Below are 17,476 nucleotides of genomic sequence, written 5' to 3'. Positions count from 1 at the left end.
GTTTGGAGTGACCGCGCACACTGGTCCGTGCGCACCGATGCGTCACCTCCGTCCCCGGCGCAGCAGCCGACCGGAGCACCACCCCACCCGAGCAGGAGTCATCGTGGACATCCCCGCCACGCGAGGCATCCCCACCTCGGTCGTCGAGAAGACGGCCATCCGCAAGATCGCGATCCGCATCGTGCCCTTCGTGGCGCTGATGTTCTTCATCAACTTCCTCGACCGCACCGCGATCTCCTTCGCGGCCCCGAACGGCATGGAGGCCGACCTCGGCCTGACCGCCGCGCAGTTCGGGTTCGCCTCGGGCGTGTTCTTCATCGGCTACCTCGTGCTCGAGGTGCCGTCCAACCTGGCGCTGCACAAGTTCGGCGCCCGCGTCTGGCTCGCCCGCATCATGATCACGTGGGGCATCGTCTCGCTGCTCTTCACGTGGGTGCAGAACTACCCGCAGCTCGTCGGCCTGCGCTTCCTGCTCGGCATCGCCGAGGCCGGGTTCTTCCCCGGCGCGATCCTGTTCCTGTCGACCTGGGTCCCCGCCCGGCACCGCGGCAAGATGCTCGCGCTCTTCTACCTGGCGCAGCCGCTCACCAGCGTGATCGGTTCGCCCCTCGCCGGCTGGCTGATGACCCACGAGGGACTGCTCGGCGGCCTCGCGGGCTGGCGCTTCATGTTCCTCTGCGTGTCGATCCCCGCGATCATCGTCGGCATCCTGTGCCTCTTCGTGCTGAAGGACAAGCCGTCGCAGGCGAAGTGGCTCGACGAGGACGAGAAACTCTGGCTCGAGGGCGCCCTCGCGAAGGAGAACAGCCAGAAGGAGGGGAACGCGCACGGCAAGGGCGGCCTCCGAGCGGCGTTCGGCTCCGGTCGCGTCTGGATGCTCGCCGCGGTGTACTTCGGCTTCATCTACGGCCTGTACGCCCTGAGCTTCTTCCTGCCGACCATCATCGACGGCTTCCAGGAGCAGTTCGGCACCACGTTCGACCTGTTCCAGAAGGGGCTCATCACGGCGATCCCGTACGTGCCCGCCGCCGTCGTCCTCTACTTCTGGTCGCGTGACGCGTTCCGACGCGGCGTCCGGGTGTGGCACATCGCGGTCCCCGCCCTCGTCGGTGGTCTGAGCATCCCGGTGGCCCTCTACATGAACAGCCCGGCCGCCACGGTCGCCGTCATCGCGATCACCGCGTGCTCGATCTTCGCCGCGCTGCCGAACTTCTGGACCGTCCCGACGCAGTTCCTCACCGGTGCCGCAGCGGCCGCGGGCGTCGCGCTCATCAACACCGTCGGCAACCTCGGCGGGTTCGCCGCGCCGTACATCACCGGCGCCGTCAGCGAGTGGACCGGCGGGTACCAGGTGCCGATGTTCATCGTCGGGTTCTTCATGGTGCTGTCGAGCGTCCTGATGTTCGTCCTCGGCCGGACCACGAAGCGGAACGAGCGACGAGACGCCGACGCTGCCGCGCAGGCCGCGACGACCACGACCCAGGAGTCCCACGCATGACCCGCCTGTTCAACGACCCCGCGGACTTCGCGGACGAGATGGTGGACGGCTTCGTCGCCGCGAACCGCTCCCGGGTGCGGAAGGTCCACGGCGGGGTCGCCCGCTCGACCACGTCGCCGGTCGGCACGGTCGCGCTCGTGATCGGCGGCGGGTCCGGGCACTACCCGGCGTTCGGCGGACTCGTCGGGCACGGCCTGGCAGCCGGTGCGGCGATGGGCAACCTGTTCGCCAGCCCGAGCGCGCAGCAGGTCACGGCGGTCGCGACGGCCTCCGAGCACGGCGGCGGGGTGCTGCTGAGCTACGGCAACTACGCCGGCGACGTCCTCAACTTCGACGCAGCTGCCCGGGCACTCACCGCGGCCGGCATCGACGTCCGCACGGTCCGCGTGACCGACGACGTCGCGAGTGCCCCGAGTGCCGAGGCCCACAAGCGCCGCGGGATCGCGGGCGACCTCTGCGTGTTCAAGGTCGCCGGAGCCGCCGCCGAGCGTGGCGACGACCTCGACACCGTCACGACGATCGCCGAGCGGGCGAACGACCGCACCCGCAGCTTCGGCGTCGCGTTCTCCGGCTGCTCGCTGCCCGGCGCGGACGAACCCCTGTTCACCGTGCCCGAGGGTCGCATGGCGATCGGCATGGGCATCCACGGCGAACGCGGCATCGACGAAGCCGACGTCCCCACCGCGTCCGGACTGGCGGACCTGCTCGTCGACAAGCTGCTCACCGAGCTGCCGTCCGGTGTCGCAGCCGACGGAGCACGCGTCGTCCCGATCCTCAACGGCCTCGGTTCCGTCAAGTACGAGGAGCTCTTCGTCGTGTTCGACGCCGTGCAGCGCCGACTGACCGCGGCCGGCGCAGTCGTCGTCGAGCCCGAGGTCGGCGAACTCGTCACGAGCTTCGACATGGCCGGCGTCTCGCTGACGCTCTTCTGGCTCGACGACGAGCTCGAGGAGCTCTGGGCCGCCCCGGCCGACAGCCCCGCCTACCGCAAGGGCGGTGCCGTCCCGCAGGAGCCCGTGTCCTCCGACGTCCTCGAGGCCGGCGTGGTCGTCCCCGTGACCGTCGGCACCGACGAGTCCCGGGTGTCCGCCACCCGCATCGCGACGGCGATCACGGCCGTGCGCGCGACGATCGACGCCCACGCCGACGAACTCGGCCGCATCGACGCCGTCGCCGGCGACGGCGACCACGGGATCGGCATGCAGCGCGGCTCCACCGCGGCGGACGCGGCGGCGCAGGACGCCGCAGCACGCGGCGCCGGTGCCGGATCGGTCCTCGCGATCGCCGGTGACGCCTGGTCCGACAAGGCCGGCGGCACATCAGGAGCGATCTGGGGCGCGGCCCTGGAGGCACTGGGTCGCGTCCTCGGGGACACCTCGCGCCCGACGGCCACCACCGTCGCCGACGCCGTGCACGCGGCCGCCGAGGCCGTCCTCGCGTTCGGGGCCGTCCCGGGCGACAAGACCATGGTCGACGCGCTCGTCCCGTTCGACGAGGTCCTCACCGCCCGCACCGCGGCCGGCGACGACCTGGTCACCGCCTGGTCCGCCGCGTCCGCCGCCGCCACGACCGCGGCCGACGCCACCGCCGACCTGCTGCCGCGGATGGGCCGCGCCCGGACCCACGGCGAGGACGCGGTCGGCACCCCCGACGCCGGTGCGATCTCGTTCGCCCTCATCACCGCCGCGGTCCTCGCGACGCTCTCCGAGAAGTAAGGAAGACCCCATGACCGAGCAGCAGTTCCGCATCGTCGTCGGCTCCGACGACGCCGGGTTCGACTACAAGGAGATCATCAAGGCCGACCTCGCCACGGACCCGCGCGTGGTCAGCGTCACCGACGTGGGCGTCGACGCGGACGGGCACACCGCCTACCCGCACGTCGCCGTCGACGCAGCACGCATGGTCGCGAACGGTGACGCGGACCGGGCGATCCTGATCTGCGGCACCGGACTCGGCGTCGCGATCGCCGCGAACAAGGTCCCCGGCATCCGGGCCGTCACCGCGCACGACTCGTTCAGCGTCGAGCGCTCGATCCTGTCGAACGACGCCCAGGTCCTCTGCATGGGCCAGCGCGTCGTCGGCGTCGAGGTCGCCCGGCGCATGGCGAAGGAGTGGCTCGGCTACGAGTTCGACCGCTCGTCCGCGAGCGCGTCGAAGGTCGCGGCGATCTGCCAGTACGACGGGTCGGCCCCGGTCGGGACCGACGCCTGATGCCCGCGTCCACGGCAGCCGCCCCGCTCACGATCGGGGTGTCGCTGAAGATGTACTTCTCCCACGCCCGGACGCTCGAGTGGGCAGCCGCCGTGGCCGACATCGCCCGGACCCACCCCGCGGTGCGGTCCGGCGCCGTCGAGCTCTTCGTCATCCCGACGTTCCCCGCGCTCGTCCCGGTGCGCGAGGTGATCGGGGACGCCCCCGTGACGCTCGGCGCGCAGGACCTGGCCTGGGCGGACACCGGCGCCTTCACCGGCGAGGTGTCCGGTGCGGAGCTGCGCGAGATCGGCGTCGCGCTCGTCGAGATCGCGCACGCGGAGCGGCGCTCCCTGTTCCACGAGACGGACGAGGAGATCGCCGGGAAGGTGCACGCCGCCTTCCGCAACCACCTGCGGCCCCTGATCTGCGTGGGGGAGACCACCCGCGCCTCCAGTCAGACCGCCGTGGCGGACGTGACCGCGCAGCTCGACCGGTTCCTGGCGACCGCGACCGCGGACGGTCTCGCCGGGCCGGTCATCGCGGCGTACGAGCCCGTGTGGGCGATCGGCGCCCCGGCGCCCGCGCCCGACGAGCACATCGTCGCGGTCCTCTCCGGGATCGAGGAGTACCTCGCCTCCAAGCCGGAGCTCGCCGGCTCCGTCGCGATCTACGGCGGCAGCGCCGGACCGGGCCTGCTCACTCGTGGGCGGGGGCGCATCGGCGGCCTGTTCCTCGGACGGTTCGCCCACGACCCCGCCGCCATCCGGACCATCCTCGACGAAGCCGCGCAGCTGGGGGCGACCGCATGACCTCCCTGCTCGGCCTCTCCACCTACGCCTACTTCTGGCGGATGTCCGACCGCGTGCCGGACCCGATGTCGCTCGACGACGCGATGCGGGACGCAGCGGCGCACGACGGTGTCGACCTCTTCCAGATCTGCGATCACCTGCCGCTCGACACCGCCTCGGACGACCGACTGGCCGCGATCCGGGCACTGGCCGACGAGCTCGGGCTCGCGCTCGAGGTCGGCACCCGTGGCACGGCCCCGGAGCACCTCGCGCGGTACCTCCACGTCGCGCAGGCGCTCGGCGCGACCCTCGTGCGGAGCATGTGGACGAGCGGCGACGACCAGCCCGACGCCCTCGAGACCGAACGTCGACTGCGCCGGGCGCTCCCCGCGTACGAGGCAGCCGGGGTGACGCTCGCGCTCGAGACCTACGAGGTCGTCGCCACCGAGGACCTCGTCGCCGTCGTCCGGGCCGTCGGCTCCGACCACCTCGGGATCTGCCTCGACCCGGCGAACACCGTCGCGCGGCTGGAGCACCCTGCCGACGTGGTCACCGCGGCCGCCCCGTACACCCGCAACTGGCACGTCAAGGACTCCGGGTTCACCCGCTCACCGGGCTGGGTCGGGTTCCAGTACACCGGCGTCCGCACCGGCACCGGTCTCCTCGACTACGACGCCGTCCGCGCCGCGATCGACCCCGACGCACGGGGCATCAACCGCGTGATCGAGTTCTGGCTGCCCTGGCAGGACGAGACCCTCGGCAGCACGGGCGACCCGGCACAGACCACCACCCGCATCGAAGCGGCGTGGACCGAACACACCATCGAGTACATCAGGAGCAAGGAATCATGACCGACACCGTCACCACCCCCCACACCGTCGCTGCCGGATCCGGTACGGCCGACGTCACCGTCGCCGTGATCGGTGCCGGCGGCAAGATGGGCACCCGCGTCTCGAACAACTTCGCCAAGAGCGAGTACACGACGCTCTACAGCGAGGCCTCGCCCGCCGGGCAGGAGCGCATCGAGGCCCTCGGCCGGTCGCTCACCGACAGCGTCGAGGCCGCCAAGGTCGCCGACGTCGTGATCCTCGCCGTGCCGGACGTCCTGCTCGGCAGCATCTCCGAGCAGCTCGTCCCCGTCATGAAGTCGGGTGCCAGCATCCTGACCCTCGACCCGGCCGCCGCCTACGCCGGGCTGCTCGCCAAGCGCGAGGACATCCACTACGCCGTGGCGCACCCGTGCCACCCGTCGGTGTTCCTCGAGCGCACCACCAAGGAGGAGTGGGACGACACCTTCGGTGGCATCGCCGCTCCGCAGGAGGTCATCGCAGCCTTCGACGCGTCGGAGTCGCTCGGCGACGAGGGTGACGCCGCCAAGGCCGTCGCCGAGGCGGTCATCACGACCATGTACGCGCCCGTCATCCAGGTGCACTGGGTCACGGTGAAGCAGCTCGCCGTCCTCGAGCCGACGCTCGTCGAGACCATCGCCTGCATGATCGGCGACTTCCTCAACGACGCCCTCGAGGAGACCGTCACCGGTGTCGGCGTGCCCCGCGAGGCCGCCCGCGCCATGCTCTACGGCCACACCTGGATCGCCCTGACCAACGGCCTGCGCGGCTCGAACCCGTTCTCGGACGCCTGCCACATCGCGATGGGCTACGGCCGCGAGAAGCTCATCAAGGAGGACTGGAAGCAGGTCTTCGACGACAGCGAGCTCGACAGCGTCATCGCCAAGATGCTCAAGATCGACGCCGTCAAGCGCTGATCGATCCCCGAGACCGGAACGCCCCGCCGACCCCCTTCCGGCGGGGCGTTCCCCTCGGTCCCCACGCCTCGGCGAGGGTGATCGAGGCGACACCCGGCACCGTGAGCGCCTGCACGGCCGCAGCGAACCACGCGGCGGCGGCGGCGGAGTGCTGCTGCGGATCCGTCGCGTCCGGCACGGACTGCGGCCCGTAGCCGGCCTCGACCGACGCGTCGGTCACGGCCCGACGCGGCGACGTCGCCACGGCGTTGAACCGCGGACGCAGCGTCACCGGCCCGACGTGGAGCGGCCTGCCGGCGGCCAGCCTGGAGGCGCTCATCGCCACCCAGCGCTGCATCGGGATCGACTCGGTCACCTGGGCACGACTGCGGTCGTGCATCTGCGGCGTCACGCTGAACGTGAGCGGACCGTCCCAGTCGCCGAACAGGTCGATCGTGCGGTTCAGCTCGGTGAAGTGCGCGCGTGTCCCCGCCACGACGTCGAGTCCCCCGTGCGCGGCCGCTGCCTCTCGGAGCGCCCGCTGCAGCGCCGTGGTCGTCACGTGCGACGACGGGTCGAACGCGCCGATGCGCACCACCGGCCCGGACGCCAGGACTTCGTCGACCGCGGCGCGCAGCAGGGCCGGGTCGTCGGTGACGAACCGCACGTCGAGCGGCGCGCCTCGGGCGTCCCGCCTGGCGGAGGCGAGCACCGCGGTGACGTCGGGGTCGCCGAGGACGGGCTCGACCAAGATCGGCACGCCGCCGGGGAGCGCCGCGTCGTCCGGGCGCGCAGCGGCCGGGGCGGAGGCAGCCAGCAGCTGGAGGGTCGGGGACGGGGTGACCACGGAGGTCGGGGCCGGCCCGTCGAGCGCGGCGAGGTCCGGGGCGGGGGAGGGCGCTCCTCCCGGTCGTCGCACCGCGCGCAGCGTGAGTGCCTGGTGGACGACGGCACCGGCGTCGAGCGCGACGGGGAAGGGCTCGGCCAGCGGCGTCGAGTAGGTCTTGAACGAGGCGTCGGTCCAGTTGCGCTGGTCCTCCATCTCGAACACGTCGCCGGTGAGGTCGAGCGTGCAGTCCGTGGCGCCGGTCGTCCAGGCGTACCCGGCGACGTCGGTCGCGGGTTGGTGCGGGGCGATCCACAGCGGGAACGTGTGCGCCGTGGCGGGTGCTGCCGGGTGGCGGACCGTGAACGGGGTGCCGGCGAGGGTCGGCGGGTGCAGGACGACCAGGCCGATGCGGTTGCGGCGGAACGGCGCCGTCGTGGTGGCGGTCGCATCGACGTGCAGAGTGTCGTCGTCGATCGTGAGGTCGAGGGTGGTGCGGAGGACCTCGGCGCCGTCGAAGGCGCTCGTCACCTCGATGCGGGCGCGGGCCCGGGCCCGCGCGTGCCGGTGTTCGCCGGTCGCGTCGGCGTCGGCCTCGGCTTCGGCCTCGGCGGCGTCGGTCGTCCGGCGGGTGACGGTGTCGTCCGCGGTGCGCCAGTCCTGGTCGCGGGTGACGAACCGGATGCCGCGCAGCACCGCCACCCCGTCGTGGCGGACGTCGGCGAGCTCGGTGCCGCGGAGGGTCACACGCCACGGTCCGACAACGAGCACGTCCTCGGCGGTCGAGTCCGCCCACGCACCGTCGTCGGTCATGTCCCTTTGCTACCAGTCGGTCAACCGGTTGCGCAATGATGTGTCCAGGAGCGACGTCGCTCCGAGGACGGGGGCACTGCCGCCCCGAGGACGGAGCACACGCATGGCCGGACGACTGACCGGGAAGACCGCCCTGGTGACCGGGGCCGGATCGGGGATCGGGCGGGCCATCGCGGACCGGTTCGTGGCCGAGGGGGCGCGGGTCGTGTACGCGGACCGGGACGCCGCGGCTGCCACTGCTGCTGCTGCATCTGCGTCCACGGCTGCCACTGCCGACTCGGCGATCGCGCTCACCGTGGACATCGCGGACGAGTCGAGCGTCGCGGCCGGCTTCGAGGCCCTGGTCGCCCGCGGCGCCGTGCCGGACGTCGTCGTCGCCAACGCAGGCGTGCAGCTCTTCGGCCACGACGCCAAGGTCGCCGACGTCTCGCTCGAGACCTGGAACCGTACGCTCGCGGTGAACCTGACGGGCACCTTCCTCACCGTGAAGCACGCCGTCCGGGCGATGCTCGCGGCCGGTGGTGGCGGGTCCGTCATCGTGACGGGGTCGCCGACCGGCCTGAACGGCGAGGGTGCCGACTTCGCCGCCTACTCGTCCACGAAGGGCGGCGTCCACGCGCTCGTCCGGGCGACCGCGATGGCCTACGCCCGTGACGGCATCCGCGCCAACACCGTCGTGCCGGGCTACACCGAGACGGCGCTCGTCCAGGCGATCTCGGGCGACCCCGAGTCCCGCGCGGCGATCGTGTCGCGGACGCCGCTCGGCCGAGCCGGGACCCCGGACGACGTCACCGGGATCATGGTGTACCTCGCGAGCGACGAGTCGTCCTACGCCACCGGCGCGCTCTTCCGCGTCGACGGCGGCATGACGAGCCTGTAGCGCCGCGCCGCGCTGCGCCGCGCCCGCGCCCCCGGGCGCCCCCGTCCGCTCGATGGTGAGCAGAAATGGTCGGGTCCGCTCGACCGACCCGACCATTCCTGCTCACGAAGAGCGCACGCGCCCGGGGGTCAGGCGTGCCCGCGTGCCCGGAGCAGCGCGCCGAGCGCCGCCGCACCGCGCTCGGCATCGGCGACCGTGACCACCCGCGCTCCGCCGCCCCGGAGCCGGACGACGAGCCCCGGCCCCGAACGGACCACGTACGCCACACCCCGGCCGGAGATCCGGTAGCCCCACCCGCCCCACTGCCCGGGCGACACCTGCTCCCACCCGCACGACTCGATGCGGTCGAGCGGGACCCGCACGAGGGGGATCCGCGTCCACGTCGAGGTCAGCCGGAGGCCGCGTCGATCGACCGTGCACTCGACCCGCGCGAGCACCGCCACCGCGATCCCGGCGAGGACGAGCAGCCCGCCCGACACCGCGGCCGCGCCGATGCCGGCGGACGCGGACGCCGACGCGGTGGCCCAGGCCGCGACGACGCCGCCGACGACGAGGACCACGCCGAGCCCCGCGAACCAGGGGCTGCCGACCCGTGCACGCCAGGCGACCCGGGCGTCCGTCGGGACGTCCAACGGAGGGACGTCGTGCGCTGGGACCGGCGCTGCCGTCCGGACGAGCGCGATCGTCGGCGGCACCGCCACGGCGACACCGACCGCGAGCGTGAGGACGGCCCACCACACCGGGAACGTCGGGTCGTCGACGCGGTTCACGATCGCCTCGGCGATCCACGCGGTCGCGACGGACCCGCTCAGGAGGTTCGCCACCAGCAGCAGGGTCGCCCACGTCCGGCGGTCGCTGCGTCCGAGCGCCACCACCGCGAGTCCGGCGGCGATCAGGGCCACCACGAGCGACCCCCAGAAGAACGGCCACGGCGACCCCCAGGCGTCGGCGACACCGTCCGCGCCGAAGTGCGTCGCCACCCGTGCCGGCAGCGCGGGTCCGAGCACGAGTGCCGTGACGACCAGCGCGACGGCCACCGCCGCGCTCGGTCCCACCACGGCCAGTCGTGCGCCGGTCCCCATCGTCCGAGTCGTCATCGTGCCCCCTTGATCATCGCGTACAGGTCGTCGAGCGGGACCCCGAGGGTCTCCGCCTGCTCCCGGAGCTCCACCACCAGCGACCGCAGCCGGTCGAACGACGCGTTGCCCGACCGCAGCACCGTGGCACCGCGGCCCCGGCGCAGCTCGATGAGCCCGTCGTCCTGCAGCTGGGCGTAGGCCCGCAGCACCGTGTGCATGTTGACGTCGACGGCGGCCGCGAGTTCGCGCGCGGACGGCAGCCGCTCGCCGTTCCGGAACTCGCCGCGGGCGATCGCGTGCCGGATCTGGGCGGCCACCTGGTCCGCGAGCGATGCCCGCGCGCCGGGGTCGACGGTGATCAACATGTTTGCATTGTATGCGAACAATCCAGTCCGTGCCGACAGTGGTCCGTCCGGATAGCGCGGGCTGGGTGTCCGGTCCACGTGGGCTGTCCGGCACGCGCGTACCGTCGCTGGAGAAGACGGCATCGATCCGCGTCCTCCCGACGCTCCGATGGCACCTCCTTGACCCTGAGGCCGTTCTGGACGTCGGCATCCACGAGGCCGAGGCGGAGCCGGGCTCGCGAGCAGGGAGCACGCCATGAGCAGCCAGGAACTGAGCAGCTACGAGTCGAACGCCGACGTCCAGCCGGTGCGGGTGACCACGTACCGACACCTCCGACGGGCAACACGCCGCGGTTGGGCGGTCCCCGTCGAGTCCGAGCCGTCGCTCGCCGACCTCGTCGGGGAGCGATCGCCTGGTGGTCCGGAGCGACGGTGATCCCCGCGGCGGACCGGCCGCCGGCGGAGTCCTCGACCGCGGAGGTCCGTCAGACCTCCGTCCGGGAAGTCCTCCAGAGCGGCACCGACCCCGATGAAGCACTCGAGTTCTACCGCGGCGTGTACGACGGTCACGACATGGCCTTCGCCCCCTCCTCGTCGCCGTTCGGCTTCCGCTACCGCGCCACCGGGGACAGCCGCCTGAGCCTCCGGACGTCGTCGGTGTCCGCCGCACGGTCCGGCTTCCTCGCACCCGAACGGCAGTACCTGCTGGCGTGGTCGGTCGAGGGCGGCATCGTGGTGGACGACGACGTGCTCCTCCGCGCCGGCGTGCCCGTGATGTACCCGGCCGGACGCCCCTTCCACGTCTCGGCACCGGCAGGGACGAAGCACCTCGTGCACTTCGACGCGGACTTCCTCGAGGCCGTCGCGGTCGTGGGCACCGACGCCGCCCCCGTGCCCCTCGCCTTCCCCGTGACCGTGTCCGCCGAACGCCTCGCGCCGCTGCAGGCCGTGCTGCGCGAGGTCGCCCGTCCGCTGCTCGACGTCGCCGTGGTCGACGCCGACCGGGCCGCGCTCGACCTGCGGCTCGCCGAGGCGGTGCTCGGCGCCTTCCGCTCCGATGCCGACCGCCGGGGGACCGCTGCGCCCGCCGGGACGGTCGAACGTGCGAAGGCGTTCATGTACGCGCACTTCGACCGGACCATCGCCGCCACCGACATCGCCGCCGCGGCCGAGGTCAGCGTCCGGACCCTGCAGGAGGGGTTCCAACGGCGCGAGGGCAGCACCCCGATGGCGTACCTCCGCGACCTGCGCCTCGAGAAGGCCCGCCTCGGCCTGCAGCTCGCGGACCCCCGCGAGACCTCCGTGGCCACCGTCGCGCACTCCTGCGGCTTCCGGCACATGGGGCGCTTCTCGGGGTCGTACTTCTCGATGTACGGCGAGTACCCGGGGGACACCCTCCGCGGTCGGAGACGACTCATCGCCGCCGCGGATATCGTCGGGTGATGCCACCAGAGACGCGTCCCGTCGTCACCGACGACACCGAGTTCGCCGTCCGCGGCGCGGGCGCTCCCGTCCTCGTCGTGCACGGCACCCCCGGCGGGATCGACGTCGCCGAGATCATGGCGCGGTTCCTGCCGTCCGCCGACTTCCGTGTCGTCACGCTCTCACGACCCGGGTACCTCGGCACCCGGGTCCGACCGGGCCACGACTCGCTCGACGACGAGGCCGATCGGTACGCCGAGGTCCTCGACGCGCTCGGCATCGACCGCGTGGCGGTGCTCGCGTGGTCGGGCGGAGCCCCTGCCGCCTACCGGTTCGCCGTCCGCCATCCCGATCGGGTGCACTCCCTCGTCGTGGCGGCCGGACTGACCGGTCCCTGGACGCCCCCGGAGGTCTCCGCACCGGAGCGCCTGGTCGGCGGCACCCTCCTCGGCGCCGCGCTCGCCCGGGCCGCCGCGCGACTGGTGCCCGGCGTCGTCGTGCGCCTCGCGGTCTCGGGCGTGAGCTCCCTGCGCGGTCGACGGCTCCGCGACCACGTCCGCGGGATCCTGCGCGACCCGGAGCGTCGCTCGTTCCTGCTCGACCTCGCCCGCACCGGCAACACCGCGGGCCCCCACCGTGCCGGGTGGGAGGCGGACGTCCGGAACCTCGGCGCGGTCACCGACCTCGACCTCGGAGCCGTCCGTGCCCCGACACTGCTGCTGCACGGTGACGCGGACGTCGACGTCGCGCCGTCCAACAGCGTCCGCGCGGCGGACGAGGTCCCGGGAGCGGAGCTCCTCGTCCTGCCCGGCGGCACCCACTTCGCGCTCTGGGACCACCCGGACGCCAGCGCCGTGCAGGACCGGGTGCGGAGCCACCTGCGGCTCAGTCGCCCCTGACCCGCAGGACCTCGAGCAGGACGTCGAGTGCGCGATCGAGCTGCGGCAGCGTCAGCGCGCCGTAACCCAGGACGATCCCCGCCGGTGCGCTCCCCGGCGACACCTCGTACTCCTCCACCGCGCTCACCAGCACACCGGACCGCGCCATCCGGGCGACCACGTCGCGCCCCGCCGCCCGACCCGACCACGTCAGGACCGCGTGCAGCCCGCCGTCCAGGGCACGCGCCTCCAGGCCCGCGACCGCTGCGACGCGCGTCGCGACCCGCTCGCGCCGGTGCGTGTAGTCCCGGCGCACGCGGCCGAGGTGACGGCGGAGGGCGCCCGTGCGGAGGAGGTGCGCGAGCGCGACCTGCACGGGCTCCGCCACCACGGGTCCGCGAGCGAGCCGCGAGGCGGCGACGGCCTCGTGCACCGGCCCCGGTGGCAGGACCACGTAGCTGCAGCGCAGCCGTGGATCGAGGGTCTTCGAGAACCCGCCGACGTGCACCACGACGCCCGTCGCGTCGAGTGCCGCCAGCGCCGGGACGGGGGATCCGCGGTGCCGGAACTCCGAGTCGTAGTCGTCCTCGACCACGACCGCCCCGGTGCGCGTCGCCCAGTCGAGCAGGCGGAGCCGTCGTGCCACCGGCATCACCGAGCCGAGCGGGTACTGGTGCGTCGGCGTGACGACGACCGCGTCCACCGGGCCGATGCGGCCGAGGACGTCCACGTCGATCCCGTCGCCGTCCACCGGGACACCCACGAGGGTGGCTCCGGCGCTCGTCATCGCCCGACGTCCGGAGCGGTAGCCGGGATCCTCGACGGCGACGACCGGCGCCCGACCCAGGCGGTTCCGGAGTCCCTCGGTGACGAGCGAGAGCGCCTCGGCCGTGCCGGCGGTGACCACGACCCGGCCGATCTCCGGGGCGAACCCGCGAGCGAGGCCGAGCTGGGCAGCGATCTGCGCGCGGAGCTCCGGGAGGCCGGCCGGGTCGGACAGTGCGTTGCGGAGTGGGGCGTCCGCAGCGGCGCGCCAGGCGGCCCGCCAGTCGCGGGCGGCGATCGCCATCACCGCGGGGATCCCGGGGCGGGCGTCGAGGAGGTCCGCGCCGGTACCCGCCGCGCCGTCCGCGTGCCCGTCCGTGCGCCCCGTCGCGTCGCGCGCAGCGTGCTCGGTGGGCCAGTGGCCCGCACCGACCCCCGCCGCCACCCGCGCCACCGCACCCTGCCGCGTCCGGATCCACCCCTCGCCGTCGAGTTGCTCGTACGCCGCGACCACCGTCCCCCGCGCCACCCCCAGCTCGGCCGCGAGGACGCGGGTCGACGGCACTGCGTCCCCGGCCACCAGCGTCCCGTCCTGCACCATCGCCCGGACGCGCGCGACGACCCCGGCGGTCTTCCCGAACTGGTCCACCTGAGCACACCCGATCTGGTCCACGAACCGGACCGGTCCTGACCCTAGCGTTGCCCGCATGCGCACCACGAGCCTCCCGTCCGACCCCGCCGACCCCGCCGTCCCGTCGCTTGCCGTCCGCCGCCTCCGCGACCGCCAGTCCCACGACCCCGCCGACCTCGACGCGATCCTCGCCGAGGCGATCGTCGCGCACGTCGGCTTCGTCCGCGACGGTCACCCGCTCGTCCTGCCGTTCCTCTGCGGCGTCGGCGACCTCGGCGCCGGCCCCGTCCTGCTCCTGCACGGCTCGACCGGCGGCGGTCTCTTCCTCGACGCGGGCGCCGCGGGAGTCCCCGTCAGCGCCACGGTGACCCACGTCGACGGCCTGGTGTTCGCACGCTCGACCTTCGACAGCTCCGCGAACTACCGCAGCGCCGTGGTCGTCGGCAACGCCGCCGTGGTGCCGGACGACCTGCGGACCGAGGCGCTCCGGCAGGTCGCCGACCACCTCATGCCCGGACGCCGCGACGAGGTCCGCGAGATGACCGCCAAGGAGGTCCGTGCCACCCAGGTCCTCCAGCTGCCCCTCGAGCACGCGAGCGTGAAGATCCGCGCCGCCGGCGTCGGCGAGGCTGTCGACGACGCCGAGGACCACGCGGTCTGGGCGGGCGTCCTCCCGCTCGCGGTCACCGCCGGGGCGCCGCTCCCGGGGGACATCTCGGGGGACGCGCCGGTCGACGAGTCGGTGCGCGCCCTGGCGGCCCGCCTCGACGACCTGGCACGGGCTCGGGAGGCGCAGATCGCCGCCGTCGTGCGGCCCACCCCCGCCTGAGCCGCGTCCGGAGCGGTGCGGGCCGGTTCTGAACGGGCTGCGAGGAACGCCCGAGCCTGTGACGAACTGCAGGAACCCGCGGCGAGTGCCCAGCGGGGCCCAGGTTCGTGACCAATACGTTATCTTCCCGAGTCGCCTCGTCATCTGCTCGGGCCGGCTCGTCCGACCCGGAAGGAACCATGGGACGCCACGCACTGCCCGCAGCCCCCGACGGCGCGGCCACCACCGAAGCCGTCGAACTGCGCCGTCCCCGCGGACGTCGTTCCGCGTTCGGCCCCGCCGTGGCCCGCTCGACCTTCGTGGAGCACGAGAAGCCGGCGCGCAGCGTGTCCCTGTCGAACACCAGCCCGGTCGCCTCGACGGCCGTCGCCGGAGCGGCCGTGCTGTCCCGGTCCGCAGCGCTCCGCGCCGAACGGGCGGTCGACCCGCGGCACGTCCGCCGGGCTGCCAACGCGAAGCGCGCAGCGGTGCTCCTCGCGCCCGCACTGGCCATCACCTCGAGCCTGACGCTCGCGGTCCCGGCGAACGCCGCGACCCCGTCGACCGACGCGCACCACGGGACGACCACCTCGCAGCACACGCAGACCTACACCGTCGCCCGGGACGTCGAGGTCCCCGTGGTGTCGACCGACGGCATGACGACGACCACGACCGTGGTGTCCTACCCGACGATCGTGACGAAGTTCGGCGTCAGCACCCAGCAGGCGGAGGACGCGATCTCGAAGATCCTCTCCGCCGGTGGCGACCGGGCGACCGTGGTCTCCACCGCCCTGCAGTACATGGGCGACCCGTACGTCGAGGGCGGCGCGAGCCACGAGGGCATCGACTGCTCCGGCTTGACGATGGTCGCGTACGCGGCCGTCGGGATCCCGCTCGTGCACTACGTCCCGACGCAGGACGCCGCCGCGACGACGATCCCGGAGTCCGAGGCGCAGCCCGGCGACCTCGTCGTGTACGACAACGAGGACCACGTCGGCATCTTCCTCGGCGACGGACTGGTCCTCCAGGCGCCGCACCCCGGCGCGGTCGTCGACATCGTGCCGATGTACTCGGCGGCGCACCACTTCGCCCGGGTGCTCCCCGCCGGCAGCTGACCGGCACCCGCGGGGCGTCGTCGTCCCGTAAACTGGAGTGATGGCCTCCGAGACCCGCACCCCCTTCGAAGAGCAGCGCTCTGCTCGTCCGCAGGTGCGTCCGCGCACCGAGGGCTGGACGCAGGCCACCGGGACCGACGGCCGGCCGCTGCTGCAGTTCGCGTCCCCGAAGCGTGGCAAGCCGCCCGTGCACCTCGCCGACATGACGGTCGCCGAGCGCGAGGCGAAGGTCGTCGAGCTGGGGCTGCCGAAGTTCCGCGCCAAGCAGCTCTCGACCCACTACTTCACGCACTACACGTCCGACCCGGCGCAGATGACCGACCTGCCGGCCGCCCAGCGTGAGGAACTCGTGGCGGGCATGCTCCCGCCCCTCCTCACCGAGACCCGTCGTCTGGCGACCGACAAGGGCGACACGATCAAGTTCCTCTGGAAGCTCCACGACGGGGCGCTGGTCGAGTCGGTGCTCATGCGGTACCCGGGGCGCATCACGCTCTGCGTCTCGTCCCAGGCGGGGTGCGGGATGAACTGCCCGTTCTGCGCGACCGGGCAGGCCGGGCTGACCCGGAACATGTCCACGGCCGAGATCATCGAGCAGATCGTCCGTGCAAACGCCGCCATCGCCGCGGGGGAGCTCGGCGGTGATCCCCGCAAGGGCGGGAAGGACCGCGTCGACGCCGAGCGCGTGACGAACATCGTGTTCATGGGCATGGGGGAGCCGCTCGCGAACTACAAGCGCGTGATGGACGCCGTCCGGATCATGGTCGCGCCGCAACCGAACGGCCTCGGCATGAGCGCCCGCGGCATCACCGTGTCGACCGTGGGGCTCGTTCCCGCGATCAACAAGCTCGCCGACGAGGACATCCCCGTCACCTTCGCGCTCTCCCTGCACGCGCCCGACGACGAACTCCGCGACGAGCTCATCCCGGTGAACTCGAAGTGGAAGGCGGACGAGGCGATCGACGCCGCCCACAACTACTTCGTCAAGACGGGCCGACGTGTCTCGATCGAGTACGCGCTCATCAAGGACATGAACGACCACGCGTGGCGTGCCGACCTGCTCGCCGAGAAGCTGAACAAGCGCGGCAAGGGGTGGGTGCACGTGAACCCGATCCCGCTCAACCCGACGCCCGGCTCGGTCTGGACCTCGTCCGAGGTGCACGTGCAGGACGAGTTCGTCCGCCGACTCAACGCCGCCGGCATCCCGACGACCCTCCGCGACACCCGCGGCAAGGAGATCGACGGTGCGTGCGGACAGTTGGCTGCGGCCGAGTAGGTCGGTCCGGTTCGGTCCGGTTCGGGCCGGTTCGGTTCGTTCGGGAGGCACGGTGCGGGTTCGCACCGTGCCTTCCGTCGTTCTCGGCGCGGGTCGGCACTGCCCGCACCGCGCGATCCGCGTGTTTCCGGGCCTCGCAGAGCCGACACGCCCGGGATGTGGCCCGGGTTGGTGCTGCCGTTCACCTCTGCGTAAAGTAATCACTCGTTGCCGCTGAGGCGGAGAACGGAACGGCCGAGACGGTCACCTGGTCACAGACCCGGAGATCTTGTCCACCACGGTTCTTCCCCGGGCAACGAAAGCCAAAAGCCTCTCTGGCGGAACCTCTTTCGGGGTCGAGTGGGGAGTGCGTCTGGTCCTTGAGAACTCAACAGCGTGCACATTGTCAATGCCAATTTATTGACCCCGTGACTCATCAG

General features: G+C 72.8%; 17 protein-coding genes. 13 read left to right on the top strand and 4 right to left on the bottom strand.

The genetic code is table 11. From position 1 onward, the window contains the following. The first annotated feature begins 103 nt into the window (after positions 1-103). The 6 genes from BM028_RS00085 to BM028_RS00060 are packed head-to-tail and all read left to right on the top strand — an operon-like array spanning position 104 to position 6,244. Complete coding sequence (locus BM028_RS00085) at positions 104-1,498, top strand: MFS transporter (protein ID WP_071295475.1); 1,395 nt, start codon at positions 104-106, stop codon at positions 1,496-1,498. Next, the gene (locus BM028_RS00080) at positions 1,495-3,213 is read left to right on the top strand and encodes a dihydroxyacetone kinase family protein (RefSeq protein WP_092383836.1); all 1,719 of its coding nucleotides are present in this window, start codon (positions 1,495-1,497) and stop codon (positions 3,211-3,213) included. Before BM028_RS00085 ends, BM028_RS00080 begins: the two co-directional genes overlap by 4 nt. A gap of 10 nt (positions 3,214-3,223) precedes the next feature. Next, positions 3,224-3,709, top strand: coding sequence for a ribose-5-phosphate isomerase (locus BM028_RS00075; RefSeq protein WP_092383833.1), 486 nt, complete (start codon positions 3,224-3,226; stop codon positions 3,707-3,709). Further along, positions 3,709-4,500 (top strand): triose-phosphate isomerase family protein, encoded by a 792-nt coding sequence (locus BM028_RS00070; RefSeq protein ID WP_092383830.1) that lies wholly within the window; start codon positions 3,709-3,711, stop codon positions 4,498-4,500. The genes BM028_RS00075 and BM028_RS00070 overlap by 1 nt, the downstream gene beginning before the upstream one ends. Next, the gene (locus tag BM028_RS00065; RefSeq protein ID WP_092383827.1) at positions 4,497-5,330 is read left to right on the top strand and encodes a sugar phosphate isomerase/epimerase family protein; all 834 of its coding nucleotides are present in this window, start codon (positions 4,497-4,499) and stop codon (positions 5,328-5,330) included. The genes BM028_RS00070 and BM028_RS00065 overlap by 4 nt, the downstream gene beginning before the upstream one ends. Continuing rightward, the gene (locus BM028_RS00060) at positions 5,327-6,244 is read left to right on the top strand and encodes a phosphogluconate dehydrogenase C-terminal domain-containing protein (protein WP_092383824.1); all 918 of its coding nucleotides are present in this window, start codon (positions 5,327-5,329) and stop codon (positions 6,242-6,244) included. Before BM028_RS00065 ends, BM028_RS00060 begins: the two co-directional genes overlap by 4 nt. Here BM028_RS00060 and BM028_RS00055 read toward each other — a convergent pair. Next, positions 6,234-7,862 carry a D-apionate lactonase family protein gene (locus tag BM028_RS00055; RefSeq protein ID WP_092383821.1) on the bottom strand — a complete coding sequence of 543 codons (1,629 nt, stop codon included), beginning with the start codon at positions 7,860-7,862 and terminating at the stop codon, positions 6,234-6,236. The two genes, BM028_RS00060 and BM028_RS00055, sit on opposite strands and share 11 nt — an antisense overlap. A gap of 103 nt (positions 7,863-7,965) precedes the next feature. Here BM028_RS00055 and BM028_RS00050 point away from each other — a divergent pair, with 103 nt between their 5' ends. Further along, positions 7,966-8,742 (top strand): SDR family NAD(P)-dependent oxidoreductase, encoded by a 777-nt coding sequence (locus BM028_RS00050; RefSeq protein WP_092383818.1) that lies wholly within the window; start codon positions 7,966-7,968, stop codon positions 8,740-8,742. A gap of 128 nt (positions 8,743-8,870) precedes the next feature. Here BM028_RS00050 and BM028_RS00045 read toward each other — a convergent pair whose 3' ends face one another. Further along, a complete protein-coding gene (locus BM028_RS00045; RefSeq protein WP_092383815.1) occupies positions 8,871-9,839 on the bottom strand; it encodes a DUF1648 domain-containing protein in 969 nt (322 codons plus the stop codon). Continuing rightward, positions 9,836-10,186 (bottom strand): GntR family transcriptional regulator, encoded by a 351-nt coding sequence (locus BM028_RS00040; RefSeq protein WP_070416454.1) that lies wholly within the window; start codon positions 10,184-10,186, stop codon positions 9,836-9,838. The genes BM028_RS00045 and BM028_RS00040 overlap by 4 nt, the downstream gene beginning before the upstream one ends. A gap of 235 nt (positions 10,187-10,421) precedes the next feature. On the opposite strand from BM028_RS00040, the gene BM028_RS00035 reads away from it, so the two are divergent. The 3 genes from BM028_RS00035 to BM028_RS00025 all read left to right on the top strand — a co-directional run bounded on the left by BM028_RS00035 (position 10,422) and on the right by BM028_RS00025 (position 12,486). Continuing rightward, entirely contained in the window at positions 10,422-10,601 is a 180-nt protein-coding gene (locus BM028_RS00035) for a hypothetical protein (protein ID WP_070416453.1), read from the top strand. 137 nt (positions 10,602-10,738) lie between these two features. Continuing rightward, entirely contained in the window at positions 10,739-11,608 is an 870-nt protein-coding gene (locus tag BM028_RS00030) for a helix-turn-helix domain-containing protein (RefSeq protein ID WP_139219716.1), read from the top strand. Next, entirely contained in the window at positions 11,608-12,486 is an 879-nt protein-coding gene (locus BM028_RS00025; protein ID WP_092383809.1) for an alpha/beta fold hydrolase, read from the top strand. Before BM028_RS00030 ends, BM028_RS00025 begins: the two co-directional genes overlap by 1 nt. Here BM028_RS00025 and pdxR read toward each other — a convergent pair. Next, positions 12,473-13,879, bottom strand: a complete 1,407-nt coding sequence (gene pdxR, locus BM028_RS00020; RefSeq protein WP_175495945.1) for a MocR-like pyridoxine biosynthesis transcription factor PdxR — start codon at positions 13,877-13,879, stop codon at positions 12,473-12,475. The genes BM028_RS00025 and pdxR overlap by 14 nt on opposite strands. A 58-nt stretch (positions 13,880-13,937) precedes the next feature. Between pdxR and BM028_RS00015 the strand changes: the two genes are divergently transcribed. From BM028_RS00015 to rlmN, 3 genes are all read left to right on the top strand, one after another. After that, positions 13,938-14,690, top strand: a complete 753-nt coding sequence (locus BM028_RS00015) for a pyridoxamine 5'-phosphate oxidase family protein (protein ID WP_092383803.1) — start codon at positions 13,938-13,940, stop codon at positions 14,688-14,690. A 179-nt stretch (positions 14,691-14,869) separates the two neighbouring features. After that, positions 14,870-15,784 (top strand): C40 family peptidase, encoded by a 915-nt coding sequence (locus tag BM028_RS00010; protein WP_092383800.1) that lies wholly within the window; start codon positions 14,870-14,872, stop codon positions 15,782-15,784. A 40-nt stretch (positions 15,785-15,824) separates the two neighbouring features. Then, the gene (gene rlmN / locus BM028_RS00005) at positions 15,825-17,057 is read left to right on the top strand and encodes a dual-specificity RNA methyltransferase RlmN (protein ID WP_070416448.1); all 1,233 of its coding nucleotides are present in this window, start codon (positions 15,825-15,827) and stop codon (positions 17,055-17,057) included. Positions 17,058-17,476 lie beyond the last annotated feature (419 nt).

It is taken from the genome of Curtobacterium sp. YR515, assembly GCF_900113095.1.
Lineage (GTDB): Bacteria > Actinomycetota > Actinomycetes > Actinomycetales > Microbacteriaceae > Curtobacterium.
This window is presented reverse-complemented; position numbering and strand designations above follow the sequence as displayed.